Below are 21,146 nucleotides of genomic sequence, written 5' to 3'. Positions count from 1 at the left end.
GAAGATAGGTGACGCGACAAGGAAACGCCCGCGTACCCCACGGGACTCGGCGAATATTGCGCTACATCACAATTCGGCTACAGATGCCACAGAAAATACCGGGTGTCCGGTCCGGTATCGCCGTTGTCAGGAGACGGATTGTCCGATCTCGGCGTTCCGGTCGGTCGTCTCCTCGGTTCGGGAGCGCCGCCGCCGGACCACCACCCCGGCCACCGCGGCCGCCACGGTCAGCGCGACGAAGACGCGCTCCGGCGCCGGACCGACCCGAGTCGCGATGGTGTTGCTGGTGCGCAGCGGCAGATCGGCGACCAAGGCGGCGGGCACGAACTGCGGGGTCTCCTGGGCCACGCTGCCGTCCGCGGTGATGATCGCACTCACCCCCGAGGTGGCCGCGACGACGAGGGCGCGGCCGTGCTCGACCGCCCGGATCCGGGACATGGCCAGCTGCTGATAGGTCATCTCGCTGTCGCCGAAGGTCGCGTTGTTGGTCGGCACGGTGAGCAGTTGGGCGCCCGCGCGCATCGCGTCCTCGAAGGCGCGGTCGAAGGCGACCTCGTAGCAGGTCGCGACGCCGATATCGACGCCGTCGGCGCGCACCACGCCGTCGCCGTGGCCGGGCACGAAATACCCGGCGCGGTCGGCGTATTCGGAGAACAGGCGGAAGAACGAGCGCATCGGCAGGTACTCGCCGAACGGCTGGATGATCTTCTTGTCGTGCCGCTCCCCCGGTCCCGCCGCGCCGTTCCAGACGATCACCGAGTTGGTCGTGGTGCGGTCGCTGTTCACCAGCACCGCGCCGACCAGGATGGGCGCGCCGATCTGCTCGGAGGCCTCGGTGATGAGGGTGGCCGCGTCGGCGTTGCGCAGGGGATCGATGTCGGAGGAGTTCTCCGGCCAGATCACCACATCCGGCTTCTTCGCCTGGCCGGCCTCGACCGCCCGGGCCAGCTCCTTGGTGCGGCGGACGTGGTTGTCCAAAACGGCGCGGCGCTGGGCGTTGAAGTCGAGGCCGAGGCGCGGGACGCTGCCCTGGATCGCGGCGACGGTGATGGTGCGGTCGCCCTGGTCCGGGTCGGGAAGCGTGCCGCTCAGCAGCAGACCGGCGATCGGCATGACGACCAAAGCGGCTGCGGCGGTGACGAAAGCGGTTCGATGGGTCGACGCGCGACGCTGATCGGCTGCGGCTCGATTCGGCTCTCGGGCACCGGCATCCGAGGCTACCGGCGCAGCCGCGCGCGCCGATCGCACGGCCACAACCAGTGCCGCCGCCCCGGTTCCGGTGAGTGCCACCGCAAAACTGACCATCGGCGCCCCACCGATCGAGGCCAGCGACAGGAACCAGCCGTCGGCCTGCCCGAATGCCAAACGCCCCCAGGGAAATCCGCCGAACGGAAAACTCGACCGCACCCACTCGGCGGTAGTCCACGCCAACGCCACCCACAACGGCCAGCCGGGCAGCCTCCCCACCAGCCGCGCCAGCACCCCGAACAGCCCGATATACACCGCGCACACCGTGGACAACGCAAGCCACGGCACGGGTCCGACGTAGATCCCGGTCCACGGCAACAACGGAACGAAGAACGCCAGCCCCGCCAGGAGCCCGTACCCGAACCCGCTACGCAACCGGCCACTGTCCCGCACGATCAAGGTGAGCACCGCGATCCCCACCGGCGCGAGAAACCACCAGGGCCGCGGCGGAAAACTCCCGAACACCAACAACCCACCCACGATCGCCGCCCCCGACCGCCACAACACCGGATACCGCCTCAACACACTAGAAAATCGCTCACGCACCGGCAGTCGCCTTCCCATCCACTACAGCAACGCCCGCCGCGCTTCCCCCACGCAGCCCTACTGCCCCGCCCCACCGTTCTACACCCCGACCGCGCCGAATCCGCCCCCGGCACACCCGAACTCGCCCTCGTATCGAGGCAACCGTCGAGTCCTCGTCAACACCCGCAAAGGTCCGCAGACGACTCGCCGAAACCTCGCCCACGACATAGTCGTGACGGCGTGCGGCTCGGGGTGGAACGTCGGGTTCGGCCTGCTTACCGGGAGGTTCGCGATGCGCACCGGTCGGCTGGGCGGGGTGGTCACGCTGCATAGATGGTGGTTCCGCGGTGGACGGTGCGCAGGCAGGTGGGGAGGGGGGAATCGGGGGTCAGCGGTGGCAGGCCCGGGACTCGGGAGCGGGGGTCGGTGGACCAGCGTTGGACGGTGTCGGCGGCTGCGGCGACAACCAGTTCGTCGGCGGCCCAGATGGCGTAGGAGGCGGGGGCGCCGGGGACGAGGGTGCCGGCCAGGCCGTCGCGGACGCCGCCCGCGCGCCAGGCGCCTCGGGTGGCGGCGGCGAAAGCGGCTCGCGGAGAAAGGGAGTGGCCCGGGGTGCGGTGGTTGGCGGCGGCGCGGACGGCGGACCACGGGTCGAGCGGGGTGACCGGGGCGTCGGAGCCGACGGCCAGGGAGATGCCCGCGGATGCCATGGCGGCGAAGGGATTCAGGGTCGCGGCGCGGTCGGCGCCGAGCCGGGCGGCGTACATGCCGTCGGGTCCGCCCCAGGCCGCGTCGAATCCCGGTTGGACACTGGCGATCACGCCCCAGGAGGCGAGCTTGGCGATCTGGTCGGCGTCGAGGAGTTCGGCGTGTTCGACCCGGTGGCCGCGGGCGGCGACGGCCGGACCGCCGAATTCGCCGACCACGCGGTCGAATCCGGCGATGATCGCGTCCATCGCGGCGTCGCCGATCACGTGGAAGCCGGCCTGGATGCCCGCCTCGGTGCAGGCGCGCACGTGCGCGGCGATGCCGTCGGCGTCGAGATAGGCGCGGCCGGTGCCGGGGGCGTCGGCGTAGGGTTCGCGCAGCCGGGCGGTGCGCGAGCCGATGGAGCCGTCGACGAACAGGTCGCCGCCGAGCGCGTGCACGCCGAGCTCGGCGATCAGCGCCCGCGCTTCCTCGGCACTGCCGACCGCTTCGCCCCAGTAGGCGCGCACCTCGACGCCGTGCCGGAAGTCGAGCAGCTCGCGAATGTCGGTGCGGCCGGAGATTTCCGGGCCCGCGCATTCGTGCACCGCGACGATGCCGCGCGCCGCGGCGTGGTCGAGCGCGGCGGTTCGGGCCCGATCCCGTTGCGCCCGATCGAGTTCCGCGAGCACGGTGGTGCGGACGAGATGGTGGGCGGTCGCGCGCACCGGTTCGCCGCGGGTGTAGCCGTCGGCGGCGGTCACCTGCGGCATGGCGTCGAGCAGCGCCGAGGACACCACGGCCGAATGCGCGTCCACCCGGGACAGGTACACGTGCCGGGCGCCCGCGGCCTTGTCGATCTCCTCGACGGTGGGCGGACGCCCCTCGGGCCAGGTGGTCTCGTCCCACCCGTCGCCGAGGATGGCGCCCTCCGGCCGGACCGCGGCGAAGTCGCTCAGCAGGGTCAGGCAATGCTCGAGCGACCGCGCCACGGACAGGTCGAGTCCGGTGAGTTTCAGTCCCAGCGCGGTGACGTGCACGTGCGGATCGACGAAGGCGGGTGCGACGAACGCGCCGTCCAGCTCGATGATCTCGGCATCCGGGTGCAGCGCTCGCCCCGGCTGCTCGGCACCCAGCCACACCACAGTCCCGTCGGTCACCGCCATCGCTGTCGCGTCGGGGGAACTGGAACTGTAGAAACGACCGCCGATCAGCAACTGGGTTCTCACGAGAGACCAGTCTGCCGTATGCCCGATTCAGGCTTTCGGGTCAGCCGTTCAATACCGGATGCGGGGCCGTGTCCTCCGGGCACGCCAGCACCGTCATCACCTCGGCGAACTGGCTGGTACCTAGGCGCGAGCCCGGCCGGCACCCGGCCTCGACGGCGATGAGCTCCAGCCGCAGCGCCGCCGCGGTGAAACCAGAGATCGACTGTCCGGCAGCTGCCGCGGCTTTCTTGACCGCTGCGGCTAGCTCCTCGCTCACCGTGATGGTGAGTTGCTCGGTGGCCATCGCGCCACCATAGCCCGGTTCGCCACGGATCCCTAGCCCGCCCGCGCGCCTTTACTACCCGTTGGTAATAGCGAAACTATGGCTTGGTAATCGCGCGGCGCGCGTTGCCCTGTCCGTCGTCGTAGTACTGCTGCACCACGACGCCGTCGACCACGTCACCGCCGTCGATCACCACCCCGCGATACGGCATCGCGGCGGCCATCTTGCCGATCCGGCGCGCGGCGAACGCGGCGACCACCGGACGCACCAGCATCCGGGTCGGCGGCAACAGCAGCAGCAGGCCGAACAGCGAGGTGACCAGGCCGGGCACGAACATCAGGAACCCGCCCGCGGCGACCAGCGCGCCGTCGGCGACCGCGGTGCCCGGCGGAATCTCGCCGCGACCGGCCCGCCGGAACTGCTCGAACACGCGCCGACCCTGCGAACCGATCAGCAGCATGCCCGCGGCGGAGCCGGCGATCAGCAGCAGGATGGCGGGAATCACACCGAGCCACTGGCCGACGGCGACCAGCGCGATGATCTCGGTGATCACGTAGAGGACGAATACTAGGGCGGGCATGGCGATCCTTTCGGACGATCTACCCTGTGCAACGCGCGGCGGCGCGAGTTTTCTCCCGAATCCGCCTGAGAGACCGCTGAGATCCGGCTCAGGCGACCGGTTCGCCGTAGGAACTCATCTGGACCAGCAGCTCGTCCAGCGCGTCCGCGCCGAAGAGGAGGGCCTGGTTGGCGGCGGATTCGGCGGCCAGTTCGGCACTGCGGGGGAACAGGGCCGCTTCGTAGGTGTGCAGGGCCTGTTCGAGGTCGGAATGGGTGGCGAGCGCGGTGGCAAGTTCGGCTCCGTCGAGCATGGCGAGGTTCGCGCCCTCACCCGCGAACGGTGACATGAGGTGGGCGGCGTCGCCGAGCAGCGTCACGCCGGGGACGCGGTCCCAGCTGTGACCGATCGGCAGGGCGTGGATGCGCCGCGGAACGAGTGGACCCTCGGCATCGCTGACCAGCGCGCGAAGTCGGTCGTCCCAATCCTGGAAATGTTGCAGGACATCGGTTTTGGCCGAGGGCGTGGCGGTGAAGTCGATGCTGTCCAGCCAATCGGCCGGCGCGGCGAAGGCGACATAGGTGTGCACGGAGCCGTCGGTTTCCCGGTGCGCGAGCATGCCTTTGCCGTCGGCGAGGGCGAACATCATTCCGCCGCCGGTCAATTCGGCCGCGGCCGGGTTCCGGGTGGCGGCGTCGGGGAGGTCGCATTCGACGAAGGAGACGCCGGTGTAGGCCGGGGTGGCCGTGGACAGCAGCGGCCTGATCTTGGACCAGGCCCCGTCCGCGCCGATCAGCAGGTCGGTGGTGCAGGCGGTGCCGTCGGCGAGGGTTACCTCGTGCCTGCCGTCACCGAGGGCACGCGCGTCGACTACTTTCGCACCCCAGCGAATCATGTTGTCCGGCAATGAGTTCAGCAGCAATCGACGCAGGTCGTCGCGGTCGATCTCGGGTCGGCCGCCGTCGTCGCCGTCGTCGCGCAGGCGGATGTCGCCGTGCTTGTCGATGATGCGCATTTCCTCGCCGCCTGCGTGCACGAGCGCGCGGAACTCCTCGAACAAGCCCGCGGCACGCAGCGCGGCCTGGCCCGATTCGACGTGTATGTCGAGCATGCCGCCTTGGCCGCGGGCGTCCGGTGCGGCGTCGAGTTCGTAGACGGCCGTTGCTATTCCGTGCGTGTGCAGGACGCGGGCGAGCACGAGACCGCTGAGGCCCGCCCCGATCACGGCGATGGGATGGTGTTGCGACATGGCATTCCCCTAACGGGTGGGGCGCGGCGTGTGCACGGCGCCGTTGATGAGCAGATGGAAGCCCCAGGCGAGGCGGTCCGCGCCGGGGCCGGACAACAGGTCGTCGCCCAGAGCGGCGATCCTGGGGTGGGTTTCGGCCGACGCGGTGCGAATGGCGGCGACGAGTGCGTCGGTGTCGCGTTCGATGTCGGTGCCGCGGTCACGGGTGGCGTGTTCGGCGGCGTTCGCGGTGGCGTACTGCAACAGGGCATCACAGAGCCAGGCCGCGCGGTCGTCGGGGAGTCCGCCCTGGCTCAGCAGCGCGAGGATCGCCTCGAGCAGGTTCAGGTAGCCCGGCCCGGATGGGCGGGCGACCAGCGCGGATTGCCCGAGGCCGGGGTTGTCGTAGAGCACCGTCGTGTACGAGGTGAGCAGCTGGACCAGTCGGTCTCGCCAGTCACCCGCGGCGTCGACCGGGGTGCGGTCGACCGCGGCGAGCATGTCGTCGAGGACCGCGGCGTGCAGTTCGGCGGTATTGCGGACGTACACGTAGAGCGAGGCGGGTCCGGTATCCAGCTCGGCGGCCAGGCGGCGCATGGTGACGCGCTCCAGACTCTCGGCCCGCATCAACCGGATGGCCGTCGCGATGATGCCGGGCCGGGTCAGCGCGGGTTTCGCCGGGCGTTCACGGCGGCTTCTCGGTTCCTTCGGCGTTGTCGGCATGAGTCCACTATAGCGAACATGTTCGTTACGAACATGTTCGATACGTCACGACATGCAAAACCCACTGTTCAGAGCGATTCATCGTCCGACTCAACCGAGGAACAAGGCCGCACCCGGCGCGACCTCGGACTACTTGTTCGGAGCTCGCACCCGCCCGCTGGACTACACCGCGCGGCCGCTCGATTCTGGCCGCTTCGAATGCGGTGGATTTCCGTTCAGCGCGGCATCCCCATCAGCCGCCGGGACGGACCAGCCCGGTCTCGTACGCCAGCACCACGGCCTGAACCCGGTCGCGCAGACCGAGTTTGGTGAGCACCCGGCCCACGTGGGTCTTCACCGTCGCCTCGGAAAGGTAGAGCTGCTCGGCGATTTCGGCATTCGAACGCCCAGCGGCGATCTGCTCCAGCACTTCTCGTTCGCGCGCGGTGAGCACATCGAGCACGCCCGGATCGCGCATCCGCGCCGGATCCTCCGCGATCAGCCGATCCAGCAGCCGCTTGGTCACCTTCGGCGACACCACCGCGTCTCCCGCGGCGACGCTGCGGATAGCGGAGATCAGGTCCTCCGGTGGCGTGTCCTTCAGCAGGAACCCGCTCGCCCCGGCCCGCAACGCACCGAGCGCGTGCTCGTCCAGATCGAAGGTGGTCATCACCAGAACCCGGCAGCCATGACCGGCCTCCACGATCCGCGTGGTCGCGGTGACCCCGTCGACCACCGGCATCCGCACGTCCATCAGCACCACGTCCGGCCGCAATTCGGCCGCCCGGCTGACCGCGGCGGCCCCGTTCGCCGCCTCCCCGATCACCTCGATGTCCGGGTGCGCCCCGAGGACCATCTTCAGCCCCATACGCATGAGTTCCTGGTCATCCACGACGAGAACGGTGATCGGCACGCCCCTAATCTAACGTGCCCGCCCCGGCGCTCCGCCCTGCCCGCCGAACGCCCGCACCCGGACCGGCCGACAATCCAGCGCGCGCCACGCGGACTTCGCCCAGGCAGGCAACCCATTCGCCGGCACCGCCGGGTTACTCGGGGAAGCCGGGCTCCAGCGGGATGGTGGCATGGACGCGCCACGCGCCGTCCGCGGAACGGCCTGATTCCAGGGTGCCGCCGAGGACCGCGATGCGTTCGCGCATGCCGACCAGACCCATGCCGCCGCCCTTGATCCGGACGGCGGGCTCGTCCAGCGGGACACCCCCGGTGTCGGTGATGTCGATGGTGACGTCGGTGTCGCGCCGACGGATCTGGACCCAGGCCTTCGGGTGCGGACCCGCGTGGCGCAACGTATTGGTCAGCGATTCCTGCACGATGCGGTGCACGCCGAGGCTGACCTCGGGGGCGATGTCGTCCAGCTCGCCGGTCAGTTCCAGTTCGACGGCCAGGCCGGTGCCGCGCATCATCTCGACCACCTTCGCCAAGCCCGCGGTGCCGTGCTGCGGCAGCTGGTCGGCGGCGTGCTCGGTACGCAGCAGCGCTACGGTCCGGCGCAGTTCGCGCAGAGCCTCGCGGCCGGTGCCCGCGATCGTGCCGAGCGCCTGTTCGGCGGCGTCGGGATCGCGGCGCAACGCGTAGCGCGCGCCGTCGGCCTGCACGATGATCACGCTGACCGCGTGCGCGACCACGTCGTGCAACTCGCGGGCGATGCGGGTGCGCTCGGCGGACACCGCGTCGTGCGCGCGCCGCTCCTTGTCGTAGTCGGCGACCGCCAGCCGGGCCGCGACCTCGGTGTCGTAAGCGTGTCGCGCGCCGATGAATTCGGCCAGGGTCCAGCACAGGGCGAAGAACATCAGGGTGAAGATGAGATCGCTGGGACTCACCAAACCCGCCGCGGTCGACAGCCCACTGTCGGCGACCAGCCCGACCCCGAACCACAGCCCCTCGCGCCGCCCGACGTAGGCGACCAGCGTGTACAGCATGATGCCCAGGCTGAACAGCGTGATGTGCTCGACCTTCTCGTCGCCGACCACATACTGCACCGCCGTCGCGGTGAACGACAGCAGCAGCGCGGCCGCCGCCATCGCCCGCGGATACACCCGCCGGAACACGATGGGCACCGGGATGAAGATGCCGATCGCCGCCGCCGCGGCCTTGTTGTCCGCGTTGGTGAGCCCGAGCACCTCGAGCACCAGCAGCACGAGCGCCAGCATCGAATCCGCAACAATGGGCTTCCCGCGAAGCCACAGACTGAACCGACGCATGCCGACCAGCCTAAAGCGACCCCCACCCCGGCCAACGCACACCACACAGCCGCACCACTTCTGATTTCCCGCACCGAAAATCGCATGCGATTCCAGGTGCGGGAAATCAGAAGTGGTGCGGCGATACTGGACTGCTGTCTGGTATTGGACAGGCGATCTGGTTGGGTGACCGGTGTGCAGATCGGTGATTGGGTGGTATTGCTGACCGCGGCAACGGCGGCGGGCTGGGTGGACGCGGTGGTCGGGGGCGGCGGATTGATCATCCTGCCGACCTTGTTCCTGGTCGCGCCGACGATCGCGCCGCAGACCGCGCTCGGCACCAACAAGCTGGCCGCGGTCGCCGGCACCGGCGCCTCGGTGGTGACCTTCGCCCGGAAGGTGCCGCTGCGCTGGCGGGTGCTGCTGCCCGCGGCGGCGATCGCGGCGGTCACGGCCGGAATCGGCGCTGCCGCGGTGTCTTTGATCGATCGCGAGCTGTTCATCCCGATCGTCATGGTGGTGCTGGTGTCGGTCGCGGTGTTCGTCACCCTGCGCCCGTCGATCGGGGTCACCCTGGCCACGCACCCGCCCACGCGGCGCAAGTTCATCCTCACCATCGCGCTGGCCGCGGGCCTGATCGGCCTCTACGACGGCTTGCTCGGCCCCGGCACCGGCACCTTCCTGATCATCACCTTCGCCACCCTGCTCGGCACCGAGTTCGTCCGCGCGGCCGCGATGGCGAAGGTGATCAACTGCGGCTCCAATGTCGGCGCGCTCATCTTCTTCGGCGCGACCGGCCACATCATCTGGGCGCTCGGCGCGGCCATGGCGGTCGGCAACATCGCCGGCGCGATCGTCGGCTCGCACATGGCATTGCGCAACGGCGCGAAGTTCGTGCGCATCGTGTTGCTGGTGGTGGTCGTCGGCATGGTGATCCGGCTGGGCTGGCAGCAGTTCGGTTGATCAGCCCCGGGTTTCGACCTGCGAGGCCAGCCACGGCTTCAGCACCCGCGAGGTCGTCTCGTGGATGCGCCGGTGCAGTCGCTCCCCGTCCTCCGCGCCGTTGATCGGCTGCTGGAACAGCACGGTCAGCGCGCCCGACACTGCGCCGACGACCGCGCCGACCAGCGCCGCGGCGCCGACCTCGTCCAGCTCGTGCGGGAACGCGATGTGCAGCTGACGAGCGATCTCCCGCTGCGCGACCAGCTGTGCGTGCGCGGCCCGGCCGCTCACCGACGGCACGGTGCGCGAGACCTGCGCGCGCAACGCGGCGATCCGCGCGTTCAGGTCGTCGACCAGATGCTCGCCGGGATTGTCACCGGCCGCGCGTAACGCCCGTAGCAGCACCTCGACCGGTCGCTCCCCCGGTCGCCGGCTGCCGATCGCGGCCACCGCGGCCCGCACCCGCTCGTCGGTCTCCGGGAAGAGCAGCTCTTCCTTGCTGGCGAAGTAGTTGAAGAAGGTGCGAGTCCCCACATCGGCCACCGCGGCGATGTCGGCCACCGTGGTCTCCTCATAGCCTCTCGTCTCGAAAAGCTCTACGGCTGCCTGGAGCAGGGCTCGGCGGGTACGTTCGCGTTTGCGGTCACGAAGGGCGGATGGCGGCACGGCGGGCACAGTACGGCATTTCGCGAGGCAGACGCGGTAGGCGGCGGTTTCGCGCGTGCCGTTCCCAGGGCCCGTCGGGGGTGTTTCATCCTGTGCCGCTGGGCATTTCATGCGGGATTGCAGGCGGTGCAAACTCGCACGGCGTGTAACGAAGGCGGACGCGACCGCGCTCGGCGGAACCGACTAGTTTGGAGCGGGTGAGCATCGCGACTTCGAAGGATGTGGACGCCGAGTTCCTCGACCTCCCACTGGCCGCGCTCGCCGAGGCCGCGTTGACCGCGGCCACGGCGGCGGGCGCCGAACACGCCGACCTGCGGGTGCATCGGCTGGTCACCCAGTCGATCCGGCTGCGCGACGGGCGGGTCGAGTCGATCAGCGACAACGTGGAGCTCGGCTTCGCGGTCCGGGTGATCGTCGACGGCACGTGGGGATTCGCCGCGCACGCCGCGCTGACCCCGGAGACCGCGGTCGAGGTGGCGCGCGACGCGGTGACGGTGGCGACGACCCTGCGCGCGCTCAACCGCGAGCGAGTGCGGCTCGCCGACGAGCCGGTCTACGACAACGTGCACTGGGTTTCGGCCTACGACCTGGACCCGTTCACCGTGCCCACCGCCGACAAGGTCGCCCTGCTCCAGGACTACTCCGGGCGCCTGTCCGGGTCCGACGGTGTGGATCACGTGACCGCGTCGGTGTTGCAGGTGAAGGAGCAGACCTTCTACGCCGACACCGCGGGTTCATCGATCACCCAGCAGCGCGTCCGGCTGCACCCGATATTCGAGGCGACCACGGTCGACTCCTCGGCGGGCGTGTTCGAGACCATGCGCACGCTGGCGCCGCCGGTCGGCCGCGGGTGGGAGTTCGTCACCGGCGCCGACGGAGCCTGGGACTGGCAGGGCGAACTCGCGCAGATCCCCGAGTGGCTCGCCGAGAAGGTCAAGGCGCCGACCGTCACCCCCGGCCCGACCGACCTGGTGATCGATCCGACCAACCTGTGGTTGACCATCCACGAATCCATCGGCCACGCCACCGAGTACGACCGCGCCATCGGCTACGAATCCGCCTATGCCGGTACCTCGTTCGCGACTCCGGACAAGCTCGGGACGCTGAAGTACGGCACGCCGATCATGCACGTCACCGGTGATCGCACCCAGGCGCACGGGCTGGCCAGCGTCGGATACGACGACGAGGGCGTCGCCGGGCAGCGCTGGGACCTGGTGCGCGACGGCATCCTGGTCGGCTACCAGCTCGACCGGGTGTTCGCGCCGCGGCTCGGCCTCGACCGGTCCAACGGATGCTCCTACGCGGACTCCGCGCATCATGTGCCGATCCAGCGGATGGCGAACGTCTCGCTGCAACCCGATCCCGAAAACGACACCAGCACGGCGGAACTCATCTCCAGGGTGGACGACGGGATCTACATCGTCGGCGACAAGTCCTGGTCGATCGACATGCAGCGCTACAACTTCCAGTTCACCGGGCAGCGGTTCTTCCGGATTCGCGACGGGAAGCTGGACGGTCAGCTGCGCGACGTCGCCTACCAGGCGACCACCACCGACTTCTGGGGTGCGATGGAAGCCGTTGGCGGACCGTCCACCTGGCAGCTCGGCGGCGCGTTCAATTGCGGCAAGGCACAACCCGGGCAGGTCGCGGCGGTCAGTCACGGGTGCCCGTCGGTTCTGGTGCGCGGCATCAACATTCTCAACACGCGGACGGAGGCGGGCCAGTGACCGTGCAGACCGTTATGGCGGCGGGCGAGGTCGTCGAGCGCGCGCTCGCGCTGTCCCGGGCCGACGAGGCGATCGTGATCGTCACCGACGCGTACGACGCGTCGCTGCGCTGGGCCGGGAATTCGATGACCACGAACGGGTCGTCGGTGTCGCGGGACTGGGCCGTCGTCTCGATCTTCCGGGACGGGCCGAAGTCGGCACGGGTCGGAACCATCGGGTCCACCAGTGTCGATCCCACCGAGATCGAGGCGGTGGTGCGGCGCAGCGAGGAGGCGGCACGGGACGCCGAGCCGGCCAGGGACGCCATGCCACTGCTGGAAGCGGATGCGGCCGTTGACGATTGGGCGGCCGCACCGGGGACCACCGGGATCGAGGTGTTCACCGACCTCGCCGGCGGGCTGTCCACCGGATTCGACGGCAGCGATCGGCTCTACGGTTTCGCGCATCACACCGTGCACACGACCTGGCTCGGCACCTCGACGGGACTTCGGCGCCGGTTCGTGCAGCCGACCGGGTCGGTGGAGATCAACGGAAAGCGCGGCGAGGGAAGCGATCTCGCCAGCGCCTGGGTCGGCGTAGGCACCAACGACTTCACCGATGTCGATGTGTCCGCGCTGCTCGCCGAGCTGTCGCGCCGCCTGGACTGGGCCGAGCGGAAGGTCGAACTGCCCGCGGGCAGGTACGAAACCCTCATGCCGCCTTCGACTGTCGCCGATCTCATGATCTACCTGCACTGGGAGATGGAGGGACGGGGCGCGCACGAGGGGCACACCGCGTTCTCCCGGGCCGGCGGGACGCGGATCGGCGAGCGGCTCACCGATATTCCGCTGACGCTGTACTCCGACCCGACCGCGCCCGGACTCGAATACCGTCCGTTCGTCGCGACATCCGCGTCGTCGCAATCGATGTCGGTGTTCGACAACGGCATGTCCGCCGACAGGGTCGACTGGATCCGCGCAGGCGTCATCGAGTCGCTGGTCTACCCCCGCGCCACCGCCGCCGAATTCAACACCACCGCAACGGTTCCCGGCGGCAACCTGCTGCTCACCGGCGGTTCCGGCGCCGCCCTCGACGACATGATCGCCCGCACCGAACGCGGTCTGCTGCTCACCACGCTCTGGTACATCCGTGAGGTCGACCCCGCCAGCCTGCTCCTCACCGGCCTCACCCGCGACGGCGTCTACCTCGTCGAAAACGGCGAGGTAACCGCCGCCGTCAACAACTTCCGCTTCAACGAAAGCCCCCTCGACCTGCTCCGCCGGGTCACCGAGGCAGGCGCCACCGAAACCACCCTCCCCCGCGAGTGGAAAGACTGGTTCACCCGAACCGCGATGCCCCCCTTGCGCATCCCCGACTTCCACATGTCCTCGGTGAGCCAGGCGACGTAGTCGAAATCGAGTCGAGTCAAAAGGTCGTCAGTTGATCTTCAACGGCAACCTTTTGACTCGACTCGATAGGCGCGATTCCGCGAAAGGGGCTGGCGGATCTGTGCAGCCGGGCTCGCTGCGGGCTCTCGGACCCGACGCCGAGCACTCGACCCCTCCTAAGCCTCTTTGAACTGGACCACAAGCCGATGACCACGCTGGAACTCTCGCGTTGCCCATGCCAACTGGGTAAGTAGGTCGGGGACCCCGCCTGACGTGCTCAGCACTATCGATCATCCCTGGGAGCAGGCGCACCTGATTGCCAGGCGCACTCCCGGCTCGTCCCAACGCGACCTGACGAGGGAAAGCTGAAGACCTACCCAGGTTTTCACTGGAGTAGTGCTGAGCACGTCGCCTGCCGTACCCGGCTTCAGGCGCATGTCGGTCACGCGGTGTCGAGTTCCAGCGTGGTCATCTGGCTGTGGTTGCGTTGTCGAGATTTCTTCGTATACGTGATTCATCCTTCGCATACCTGTTGAAGCGTTGAGGGGTGTGCGAACGATGAGCGGGTGTGCGAGGTCGATGAGCAGCGGTCCAGCGACCGATCAAACCTGCGAACCGCTGCGCGACCCAGGGTCGTCAAAGACCCCGCTCCCCCTTCGGATTCGCCAGGGTTCTTCGCAGACCTGGTTTCAGCTTTACCTAGCCAGCGGTGTCCGAGGGCTATGCAGAGGATTGAACAAACGTGCGAGGGGACCGATCTCTCGCTCGGATCGATCCGAGGGATCAGTTGTGGGTACGCTCGCGCCAGACCTCAGGCGCTGAGCGTGATTTCGATGGCGATGGTGCCCTTTTTGCCGCGGCGGAGGTTGCTGCCGAGGATGGTGATGGGGCCCATGAGCCAGTACTTGCGCATGAGGAGTTTGCGGACGCGGTCGGTGCCGGCCTGGTCGAGGATCTCGCCGGTACCGGCGACCACGTCGCCGCGGGTTTTGCCGGTGACGTTGCAGGGTTGCACGGTGACGGCGGGGTTGCGGCGTAGGCGCTTGACTTTCCAGCTGTCGGTGACGGTCCACACGTAGAGCTTGTCGGCGTTCGCGACAGCCCAGACCGGGGTGCCGACGGGGGTGCCGTCCTTCCGGAACGTGGTCAGCAGAACGTAATCGGCCTTGCCGATAGCCCCGAGTGTGTTCGTCATGAGCTCAGCGTATCCGGGTGTCGGTTATTCGGACATTCGATACTCAGCCCACCTTGGTCAGCACCTGAGGGCCTTCGTCGGTGATGGCGACGGTGTGTTCGGAATGGGCGGTGCGCGAGCCGTCCGCGGAGCGCAGGGTCCAGCCGTCGGGGTCGGTGACGATGCGGTCGGTGGTGCGGGCGAACCAGGGTTCGATGGCGATGGCCAGGCCGGGGCGCAGGCGATAGCCGCGGCCGGGGCGGCCGTGGTTGGCGACGTGCGGGTCCTCGTGCATGGTGCGGCCGAGTCCGTGGCCGCCGAATTCCATATTGACCGGGTAGCCGTAGTCGCGGGCGACGGCGGAGATCGCGGCGGAGATGTCGCCGATGTGGTTGCCGGGCACCGCGACCTCGATCGCGGCGGCGAGGGCTTCCTCGGTCGCGCGGATCAGGCGCAGGTCTGCTTCCGCGGCGGTGCCGACCACGATGGTGGTGGCCGCGTCGGCGACCCAGCCGTCGATGCCGACCGCCAGGTCCATGGTCAGCACGTCGCCGTCGTGCAGCGCGTAGTCGAACGGAAGGCCGTGCAGGACAGCGTCGTTGACCGAGAGGCAGACGGTGTTGCGGAAGGGTCCGCGGCCGAAGGACGGCGCATAGTCCCAGTAGCAGGATTGCGCGCCGCGCTGCTTGATCCGTTCGCGCACATGGGCTTCCAGCTCGAGCAGGTTCACTCCGACGCGTGCGAGTTCACGCAACTCCCCCAGCACCGCGCCCACGAACTGTCCCGTTACCCGCATGCGTTCGATCTCGGCCGGCGTCTTCAGCTCTACCATGCAATCACTCCCGTCTTGGTATTAAAATACCACCGTAGACGATTCGGTATTTTAATACCAACCCGGGCGTCCCGGCGGGCAGTAAAGCTGCTCAACGGACATGATGACCAGAACCTACTGGTCCGCACATCAATAGATGCGCATATCTACGTATGCACATGTACTTGCGGTATTTAAATACCGCCAATACCCTGATCGGCATGGTCCGTCTCCCGTTGACCCCGGCCCAGATCGACGCAGGCCGCCGCCTCGGCACCGCCCTGCGCGCGGCTCGCGCCGACCGCGACCTCATCGAGGTCGCCCGCTCGGCCGGCATCTCCCCGGAGACCCTGCGCAAGATCGAGACCGGCCGCCTCCCCTCCCCCGCCTTCGGCACCGTCGTGGCCCTGAGCCTCACCCTCGACCTCCCCCTCCAGGACCTCGCCGACACCTGGCGCGCCGCCGGCCTGGCCGAATCCGCCTGACCCCGACCACAACCGCGCTACTCGCCGGGGTCCAGTCGCCGGGTGACGGCGAGGCCGATCGAGGCGTCCGCGCCACGAAACAGCTTGTGCAGCTTGATGAGTGACGTTCCGATGATTCCGTACTTGCGGGAGATGAGGTCGCGCACTCGCTGCGTGCCATCCGCATCGAGGACCGTGGCAGTTCCCGCGAACACCACTTCGCCCTTGGGGCGGCCCCGGGCATCAGAAGATCGCAGCGTCACGTCCGAGTTGCGGCGGATGCGCTTGACCTTCCAGGTCGCCGGGTTGGTCCACACGACGATCCGGTCGCCGTCCGGCGCGACCCACACCGGCGTCCCCACCGGGGTGCCGTCCTTCTTGTAGGTCGTCAGCAGCGCGAATGTGCTCGCGCCCAGCTCATTCCATGTCATGGCGACAACGGTAGGTCGCGGGAGGTGGCCGGACATCCGTCCGTGAGCCCAGATCCGGGCTACGCGCCGCGACGTATCCGCGGCGCGCAGCGCACCCCGCGCGCCTCAGCCTCGATGCGCGCGGAAGAACGTCCGGACATCCTCGAGGAACAGCCGCGGCTGCTCCAACGCGGCGAAGTGCCCGCCCGCGGCGTACTCGGTGAAGTGCTCGATGTAGCCGCCCGGGTTCATCACCCTGCGCATGAGCGGACTCGTATTGAACACCGCCCACCCTTGTGGCACTCCGGACGGCATCACCCAGTCCATGCCGGAATGCGCTGTCTCCCAGAGGAACTGCGCGGCCGAGGCGCCACTGCGGGTGAACCAGTAGATGCTGATGTTGGTCAGCAGGATGTCGCGATCCACCGCCTCACCGCTCGGCCGCGCCGGATCGGTCCAGACCTGGAACTTCTCCGCGATCCACGCCAGCTGCGCGAGCGGCGAATCGGTCAACGCGGCCGCGATCGCGTTGGGTTGCGTCGTCTGGAGCACCAGGTAACCCTTCTGCTCCGACCACCGCGCCTGCGCCTCCTCGATCGCCGCCAGCTCCTCGCCGGTCAGCCCGTCCGGCATCGGCAACTGCTCCCCCACCAATCCGAGCGTGCCTCGATCGCTGTTGACGTGCGTCGCGATCACCCGCTCCGGATACACCGCCGCCAACCGTCCGGTCACCCCCGCGCCGACATCCCCGCCCTGCGCCACGAACCTCGCATACCCCAGCCGAGTCATCAACTCCGCGAACGCATCCGTCGTCCGGGACAACTCCCACCCGGTCGACGCCAACGGCGTGGAGAACCCGAAGCCCGGCAACGACGGAATCACCACATGGAACGCATCCGCCGAATCACCCCCGTAGGCAACCGGATCCGTCAACGGCCCGATCAGGTCGAGAAATTCGACCACCGACCCCGGATACCCGTGCGTGATCAGCAACGGCACCGCCCCCTCCGCCGCCGACCGCACATGGAAGAAATGGATTGTCTGCCCGTCGATTTCGGTGGTGAACTGGTCATACGCATTCAGCTTCGCCTCCTGCGCCCGCCAGTCGAACCCCGCGCGCCAATACTCCGCCAGCTCCGCGAGATAAGCAGGCACAATGCCCCGCCCCCAATCGTTCTCGATCCCCGGCACCACCCACGGCACCCGAGCCCGCGCCAATCGCGCACGCAACTCATCGATCTCGGCCTGCGGGATGTCGATACGGAAGGGACTGATCGCTGTATTCGTCATGCGAACTACCTTTCCGGGTATTGCGGAAGACCTGCTTCCGCAATTCGAATCTTCCTTCGGACTTTGTTTGACGATCAATTCCCCGGCACAGACAGGGCCGACGGCAGTCAGCCACCCAATCCCTCACTCGCACCCGACTTGCCCCACCCCGAACCGGTGGGTAACGGCAACGACCGAACGCACCGGCTCGAGCGCCGTTGACGCCGTCGCCAGCCTGAGTCATCCGGTGGTGACCGCGTCGGTCGCCGAATTCGCGCCGGGCCACTGATTCCGGCGCAATCCGCTGACGGTGCACGCGTATCCGCGCGTGCGCTATCGCCGGCCGTCCGCGGCATTCCACCGGGGATCGCGGCCGAGCAGGGCTGCGATGGTGTCCAGTGCGGGCAGCGGTCCACCCGGCTCCACCCGGGGTCGGTAGACGCCATCCGGGCCGTTGAGCGCGCTGCCCGGTGCGGTGATCGACCGGGCGATCGGCAGAGCCGAGTCGGTGAGACGTTCCGGGACCGGGCAGGGGCGGGACAACGCACGGGACAGGTCCCAGCGGTGCACGAGCATATCGACGAAATGGACGGAGAGCACCGTGTCAGTGGCCAACGGGCCGCGCTGCGGCAGGTTGACGACATCGCCGGCCTGTTCCATCGCGACCACCCACCGCGCGGACGTACGCGCGAAATCGTCGCGGGGATTGTCGGCCTGGTCATCGATCGGTCCCAGAATCGATGCGATGACCGCCTCGTGGCGTTCGTTCATGTGACCGATGAGGTCCGCGACGGTCCAGCCCGCGCACGGGGTCGGCGCATCCATGTCCGCGTCGGCAACCGTGGCCACATCGTGTGCGATCAGCGCCAAGGCCGTCGCGTCGAGTCGCAGCAGGTCAGTCACAGGCACTCTCCTTTTAACAGTCAGTCGTTCGCTATGAGAATAGCGAACGACTGACTGTTATCTTGGGTAGATGTCCCCACGCAGCTCATTCGCCGAAGCGGCCCGCACCCGAGATCGAATCGTGCAGGCCGCAGTCGAGGAGGCGTCGCGCATCGGGTTGGAAGGTCTCACGATCGGGTCGCTCGCCGAGCAGCTCTCGATGAGCAAGGCGGGCGTCATCGGCCCGTTCCGATCTCGCCACAACCTGCAGAGCGCCGCGCTCGAACAGGCCGGGCGGATCTTTCGGGCGGCGGTTCTCGCCCCGCTGGCAGCGATGCCGCCGGGCCCGGCACGCCTGGCCCGGCTGATCGATGCATGGATCGACTATCTGGCCGAATGTCCTTTTCCCGGAGGGTGCTTGGTCACTGCGGCATCGACCGAGCTCGACGGGCGGCCCGGCAGGTTGCGGGATCGCCTGCGGGAGGTCGTGACCGACTGGCGCACCTTTCTCATTGCCGAAATCGCTGCGGCACAGGATGAAACGAGCACCTCCCCGCGCCCACCCGAGGAGATCGCCACGGTGCTCATCGGCATCTCCATGGCGATCAACCAGGAAATTCAGTTACTCGACGACGAATCCGCCGCCCAACGCGGTCGCACGGCCATGCGCAACGCGGCCGGACTGGCTGCCTCGCCATAGCCGCACCCTTGACAACACCAATCGGTAAGCGTTGACTTACGGTTCGTAGAAACTTACCAAGCAGGAGATGAATGGGGTGCGCTGGCCGATCGAATGCGGCGCACGATCGTGGAGCGCCTGGCCGAGAAGCCGCAGGCGGTGGGTGAACTCGCGCGCGAGTTGCCGATCAGCCGACCCGCGGTTTCGCAGCATCTGAAGGTGCTCAAGGACGCGGGGCTGGTTCTGGACCAGGCCGCCGGCACTCGCCGAATCTACTACCTGAACCCGGCGGGAATGAACGCGCTGCGCGCGCAGCTCGACCGGTTCTGGGGACGCGCCCTCGCGACGTATCAACAAGTGGTCGAGCAACATTCAGGAGAAGACATGACCCAAACCCAAGCCGAACCGGTGCGGCAGCAGATCGTGGTCAACGCGCCGCTGGAACGGGCATTCGCGGTGTTCGTCGAACGATTCGACGCGATCAAGCCGCGCGAACACAACCTGCTGTCCTCGCCGATCGCCGAGACCGTATTCGAGCCGCGCGTCGGCGGGCACATCTACGATCGCGGCGAGGACGGAAGCGAGTGCCGCTGGGCGAGAGTGCTCGCCTACGAGCCGCCGAATCGCCTGGTATTCAGCTGGGATATCAACGCCCGCTGGGAGATCGAGACCGATCCCGGCAAGACCAGCGAGGTGGAGGTAACCTTCACCGCCGACGGCCCCGAGCGCACCCGGGTCGACCTCGAACACCGCAATATCGAACGCCACGGCGAGGGGTGGGAAGCGGTTCGCGCCGGCGTCGACAACGAGGCAGGCTGGCCGCTGTACCTACAGCGTTACCTCGACGTGGCCGACCAGGAGGCCTGATGGAACCAGCGATCGACGACCAGCCCGGACGAGTGGGACTGGTCACGATCGCGCGGGAGTGGACCCGGATCGGGTGCATCGGGTTCGGCGGTCCGCCCACCCATATCCTGCTCCTGCGCCGGCTGTGCGTGACCGAGCGGAAGTGGCTCAGCGCAACGGAATTCGAGGACGGGATCGCGGCGACGAACCTGCTGCCCGGTCCGGCGTCCACCCAGTTGGCGATCTTGTGCGCGTGGCGGCTGCGCGGCGTGCCCGGGGCGGTCGTCGGCGCGCTGTGCTTCATCGTTCCCGGGCTCGTGCTGATCCTCGGGTTGGCCGCGCTGTTCCTGTCCGGCACGCCGCCGCGGTGGGTGACCGGCGCGGCGGCCGGGGCTGGAGCGGCGGTCGCGGCGGTGGCCGCGCACGCCGCCATCGGCCTGATCCCGGCCAGCCGGGCCCGCGCCGACCGGCCCGGTCAACGGCTGCGCTGGACCGCGTACCTTGTATTCGGCGGCGCGGCAACGATTGTGCTCGGTCCGTGGTTGGTGCTGGTGCTGATCGGCTGCGGAACGATCGAAGTCTGCGTCCGAACTCGCCTGCGGTCCGAGCGCGCTGCGCAGTTGCCCGCGCTGCTCGCGTTCGCTCCGGTGAGCCTGACCGGCCTGGGGGCGCTGGCGTGGGTGGCGGTGAAGGTCGGTGCGCTGTCCTACGGCGGCGGGTTCGTGATCATCCCGCTCATGCAAGCCGACGCGGTGAATCACTATCACTGGATGACCGACGCCCAGTTCCTCAACGCGGTGGCGCTGGGGCAGATCACACCGGGCCCGGTGGTGCAGACCGTCGCGGTGGTCGGCTACGCGGCCGGTGGAATCGCCGGCGGGTTGCTGGCGGCGCTGCTCGCGTTCACGCCGTCCTTTCTCTTCGTGGTCGCCGGTGCGCCGTATTTCCGGCGCCTGCGGTCCAGCGCAACGGTTCAGGCATTCTTCGACGGCGCAGGTCCCGCGGTGATCGGCGCGATCGGCGGGTCGACCGTCCGGTTGGCGGCCGCCCTGACCCACCTGTGGCAGTTCGCCGTGCTCGCCCTCGCGGCAGGCTGGCTACTCGGCCTGCGCCGGGGCGTGGTGAGCACCCTGCTCGGCGCCGGGACCTTGGGTGTGGCCGCCGCACTGGCACACCTGCCGATCGGGTAATCCCCGCGCGATCCAGCTTCTGCGGCTCCTTCGTCGAAACTCTGGAAAATCCCCTACAGCTACTATATGGTAATCCTTCTT

General features: G+C 68.5%; 21 protein-coding genes and 1 pseudogene. 8 read left to right on the top strand and 14 right to left on the bottom strand.

The genetic code is table 11. The features are described 5' to 3' along the window. Window positions 1-126 precede the first annotated feature (126 nt). The 8 genes from lnt to ACFQ9K_RS14920 all read right to left on the bottom strand — a co-directional run bounded on the left by lnt (window position 127) and on the right by ACFQ9K_RS14920 (window position 8,659). Window positions 127-1,812: an apolipoprotein N-acyltransferase gene (gene lnt, locus ACFQ9K_RS14955; RefSeq protein WP_378716541.1), complete on the bottom strand. Its 1,686-nt coding sequence runs from the start codon at window positions 1,810-1,812 to the stop codon at window positions 127-129. 281 nt (window positions 1,813-2,093) lie between these two features. Continuing rightward, window positions 2,094-3,689 carry an amidohydrolase gene (locus ACFQ9K_RS14950; RefSeq protein WP_378716543.1) on the bottom strand — a complete coding sequence of 532 codons (1,596 nt, stop codon included), beginning with the start codon at window positions 3,687-3,689 and terminating at the stop codon, window positions 2,094-2,096. 40 nt (window positions 3,690-3,729) lie between these two features. Next, complete coding sequence (locus ACFQ9K_RS14945) at window positions 3,730-3,972, bottom strand: hypothetical protein (protein ID WP_378716545.1); 243 nt, start codon at window positions 3,970-3,972, stop codon at window positions 3,730-3,732. A 76-nt stretch (window positions 3,973-4,048) separates the two neighbouring features. Further along, on the bottom strand, window positions 4,049-4,531 hold the full coding sequence (locus ACFQ9K_RS14940) for an FxsA family protein (protein ID WP_378716548.1): 483 nt from the start codon (window positions 4,529-4,531) through the stop codon (window positions 4,049-4,051). An 88-nt stretch (window positions 4,532-4,619) separates the two neighbouring features. Then, window positions 4,620-5,759, bottom strand: coding sequence for an FAD-dependent oxidoreductase (locus tag ACFQ9K_RS14935; RefSeq protein ID WP_378716549.1), 1,140 nt, complete (start codon window positions 5,757-5,759; stop codon window positions 4,620-4,622). Window positions 5,760-5,768: 9 nt separating this feature from the next. Further along, window positions 5,769-6,461 (bottom strand): TetR/AcrR family transcriptional regulator, encoded by a 693-nt coding sequence (locus ACFQ9K_RS14930; protein ID WP_378716551.1) that lies wholly within the window; start codon window positions 6,459-6,461, stop codon window positions 5,769-5,771. A gap of 232 nt (window positions 6,462-6,693) precedes the next feature. Beyond that, the gene (locus ACFQ9K_RS14925; RefSeq protein ID WP_378716553.1) at window positions 6,694-7,353 is read right to left on the bottom strand and encodes a response regulator; all 660 of its coding nucleotides are present in this window, start codon (window positions 7,351-7,353) and stop codon (window positions 6,694-6,696) included. A 133-nt stretch (window positions 7,354-7,486) separates the two neighbouring features. Then, the gene (locus ACFQ9K_RS14920; protein WP_378716556.1) at window positions 7,487-8,659 is read right to left on the bottom strand and encodes a sensor histidine kinase; all 1,173 of its coding nucleotides are present in this window, start codon (window positions 8,657-8,659) and stop codon (window positions 7,487-7,489) included. 174 nt (window positions 8,660-8,833) lie between these two features. On the opposite strand from ACFQ9K_RS14920, the gene ACFQ9K_RS14915 reads away from it, so the two are divergent. Next, complete coding sequence (locus tag ACFQ9K_RS14915; protein ID WP_378727240.1) at window positions 8,834-9,601, top strand: TSUP family transporter; 768 nt, start codon at window positions 8,834-8,836, stop codon at window positions 9,599-9,601. Here ACFQ9K_RS14915 and ACFQ9K_RS14910 read toward each other — a convergent pair whose 3' ends face one another. After that, window positions 9,602-10,141 carry a TetR/AcrR family transcriptional regulator gene (locus ACFQ9K_RS14910; protein WP_378727238.1) on the bottom strand — a complete coding sequence of 180 codons (540 nt, stop codon included), beginning with the start codon at window positions 10,139-10,141 and terminating at the stop codon, window positions 9,602-9,604. A gap of 302 nt (window positions 10,142-10,443) precedes the next feature. Between ACFQ9K_RS14910 and ACFQ9K_RS14905 the strand changes: the two genes are divergently transcribed. Then, window positions 10,444-11,973 carry a TldD/PmbA family protein gene (locus tag ACFQ9K_RS14905; protein WP_378983212.1) on the top strand — a complete coding sequence of 510 codons (1,530 nt, stop codon included), beginning with the start codon at window positions 10,444-10,446 and terminating at the stop codon, window positions 11,971-11,973. A gap of 14 nt (window positions 11,974-11,987) precedes the next feature. Then, a complete protein-coding gene (locus ACFQ9K_RS14900; protein ID WP_378726393.1) occupies window positions 11,988-13,361 on the top strand; it encodes a metallopeptidase TldD-related protein in 1,374 nt (457 codons plus the stop codon). A gap of 790 nt (window positions 13,362-14,151) precedes the next feature. Here ACFQ9K_RS14900 and ACFQ9K_RS14895 read toward each other — a convergent pair. Both ACFQ9K_RS14895 and map read right to left on the bottom strand, forming a co-directional pair. After that, on the bottom strand, window positions 14,152-14,535 hold the full coding sequence (locus tag ACFQ9K_RS14895; protein WP_378726382.1) for a PPOX class F420-dependent oxidoreductase: 384 nt from the start codon (window positions 14,533-14,535) through the stop codon (window positions 14,152-14,154). 43 nt (window positions 14,536-14,578) lie between these two features. Continuing rightward, on the bottom strand, window positions 14,579-15,346 hold the full coding sequence (map, locus tag ACFQ9K_RS14890) for a type I methionyl aminopeptidase (protein ID WP_378726384.1): 768 nt from the start codon (window positions 15,344-15,346) through the stop codon (window positions 14,579-14,581). Window positions 15,347-15,546: 200 nt separating this feature from the next. Here map and ACFQ9K_RS14885 point away from each other — a divergent pair, with 200 nt between their 5' ends. Beyond that, a complete protein-coding gene (locus ACFQ9K_RS14885) occupies window positions 15,547-15,810 on the top strand; it encodes a helix-turn-helix transcriptional regulator (RefSeq protein ID WP_357389415.1) in 264 nt (87 codons plus the stop codon). A 17-nt stretch (window positions 15,811-15,827) separates the two neighbouring features. Here the strand turns inward: ACFQ9K_RS14885 and ACFQ9K_RS14880 are convergent, their stop codons facing one another. The 3 genes from ACFQ9K_RS14880 to ACFQ9K_RS14870 form a co-directional block, all read right to left on the bottom strand. Continuing rightward, on the bottom strand, window positions 15,828-16,220 hold the full coding sequence (locus ACFQ9K_RS14880; protein WP_378726387.1) for a PPOX class F420-dependent oxidoreductase: 393 nt from the start codon (window positions 16,218-16,220) through the stop codon (window positions 15,828-15,830). 105 nt (window positions 16,221-16,325) lie between these two features. Continuing rightward, complete coding sequence (locus ACFQ9K_RS14875) at window positions 16,326-17,489, bottom strand: epoxide hydrolase family protein (protein ID WP_378726389.1); 1,164 nt, start codon at window positions 17,487-17,489, stop codon at window positions 16,326-16,328. A 312-nt stretch (window positions 17,490-17,801) separates the two neighbouring features. After that, on the bottom strand, window positions 17,802-18,371 hold the full coding sequence (locus tag ACFQ9K_RS14870) for a maleylpyruvate isomerase family mycothiol-dependent enzyme (RefSeq protein ID WP_378983209.1): 570 nt from the start codon (window positions 18,369-18,371) through the stop codon (window positions 17,802-17,804). Between the two features lie 121 nt (window positions 18,372-18,492). Here ACFQ9K_RS14870 and ACFQ9K_RS14865 point away from each other — a divergent pair, with 121 nt between their 5' ends. From ACFQ9K_RS14865 to chrA, 4 genes and pseudogenes are all read left to right on the top strand, one after another. After that, window positions 18,493-19,050, top strand: a complete 558-nt coding sequence (locus ACFQ9K_RS14865) for a TetR/AcrR family transcriptional regulator (protein WP_378723315.1) — start codon at window positions 18,493-18,495, stop codon at window positions 19,048-19,050. 81 nt (window positions 19,051-19,131) lie between these two features. After that, window positions 19,132-19,413 (top strand): annotated as a pseudogene (locus ACFQ9K_RS14860) (ArsR/SmtB family transcription factor); the annotation flags it as partial. Next, a complete protein-coding gene (locus tag ACFQ9K_RS14855) occupies window positions 19,414-19,896 on the top strand; it encodes an SRPBCC family protein (RefSeq protein ID WP_378723317.1) in 483 nt (160 codons plus the stop codon). Beyond that, on the top strand, window positions 19,896-21,065 hold the full coding sequence (gene chrA, locus ACFQ9K_RS14850; protein WP_378723314.1) for a chromate efflux transporter: 1,170 nt from the start codon (window positions 19,896-19,898) through the stop codon (window positions 21,063-21,065). The genes ACFQ9K_RS14855 and chrA overlap by 1 nt, the downstream gene beginning before the upstream one ends. Window positions 21,066-21,146: the final 81 nt, after the last annotated feature.

Origin of the sequence: Nocardia sp. NPDC056564, from assembly GCF_042793755.1 — a bacterium.
Lineage (GTDB): Bacteria > Actinomycetota > Actinomycetes > Mycobacteriales > Mycobacteriaceae > Nocardia.
Note: the sequence above shows the minus strand (reverse complement) of the source record. Positions and strands in the feature narration are given on the sequence as shown.

Bases quoted from the DNA above. Each gene is read 5' to 3' on its own strand.
- map (WP_378726384.1), bottom strand. From the start codon at position 15,346: ATGGTAGAGCTGAAGACGCCGGCCGAGATCGAACGCATGCGGGTAACG.
- ACFQ9K_RS14855 (WP_378723317.1), top strand. From the start codon at position 19,414: ATGACCCAAACCCAAGCCGAACCGGTGCGGCAGCAGATCGTGGTCAAC.
- ACFQ9K_RS14880 (WP_378726387.1), bottom strand. From the start codon at position 16,220: ATGACATGGAATGAGCTGGGCGCGAGCACATTCGCGCTGCTGACGACC.
- ACFQ9K_RS14875 (WP_378726389.1), bottom strand. From the start codon at position 17,489: ATGACGAATACAGCGATCAGTCCCTTCCGTATCGACATCCCGCAGGCC.
- ACFQ9K_RS14940 (WP_378716548.1), bottom strand. From the start codon at position 4,531: ATGCCCGCCCTAGTATTCGTCCTCTACGTGATCACCGAGATCATCGCG.
- ACFQ9K_RS14900 (WP_378726393.1), top strand. From the start codon at position 11,988: ATGGCGGCGGGCGAGGTCGTCGAGCGCGCGCTCGCGCTGTCCCGGGCC.
- ACFQ9K_RS14930 (WP_378716551.1), bottom strand. From the start codon at position 6,461: ATGCCGACAACGCCGAAGGAACCGAGAAGCCGCCGTGAACGCCCGGCG.
- ACFQ9K_RS14920 (WP_378716556.1), bottom strand. From the start codon at position 8,659: ATGCGTCGGTTCAGTCTGTGGCTTCGCGGGAAGCCCATTGTTGCGGAT.
- ACFQ9K_RS14895 (WP_378726382.1), bottom strand. From the start codon at position 14,535: ATGACGAACACACTCGGGGCTATCGGCAAGGCCGATTACGTTCTGCTG.
- ACFQ9K_RS14935 (WP_378716549.1), bottom strand. From the start codon at position 5,759: ATGTCGCAACACCATCCCATCGCCGTGATCGGGGCGGGCCTCAGCGGT.
- chrA (WP_378723314.1), top strand. From the start codon at position 19,896: ATGGAACCAGCGATCGACGACCAGCCCGGACGAGTGGGACTGGTCACG.
- lnt (WP_378716541.1), bottom strand. From the start codon at position 1,812: ATGGGAAGGCGACTGCCGGTGCGTGAGCGATTTTCTAGTGTGTTGAGG.
- ACFQ9K_RS14945 (WP_378716545.1), bottom strand. From the start codon at position 3,972: ATGGCCACCGAGCAACTCACCATCACGGTGAGCGAGGAGCTAGCCGCA.
- ACFQ9K_RS14885 (WP_357389415.1), top strand. From the start codon at position 15,547: ATGGTCCGTCTCCCGTTGACCCCGGCCCAGATCGACGCAGGCCGCCGC.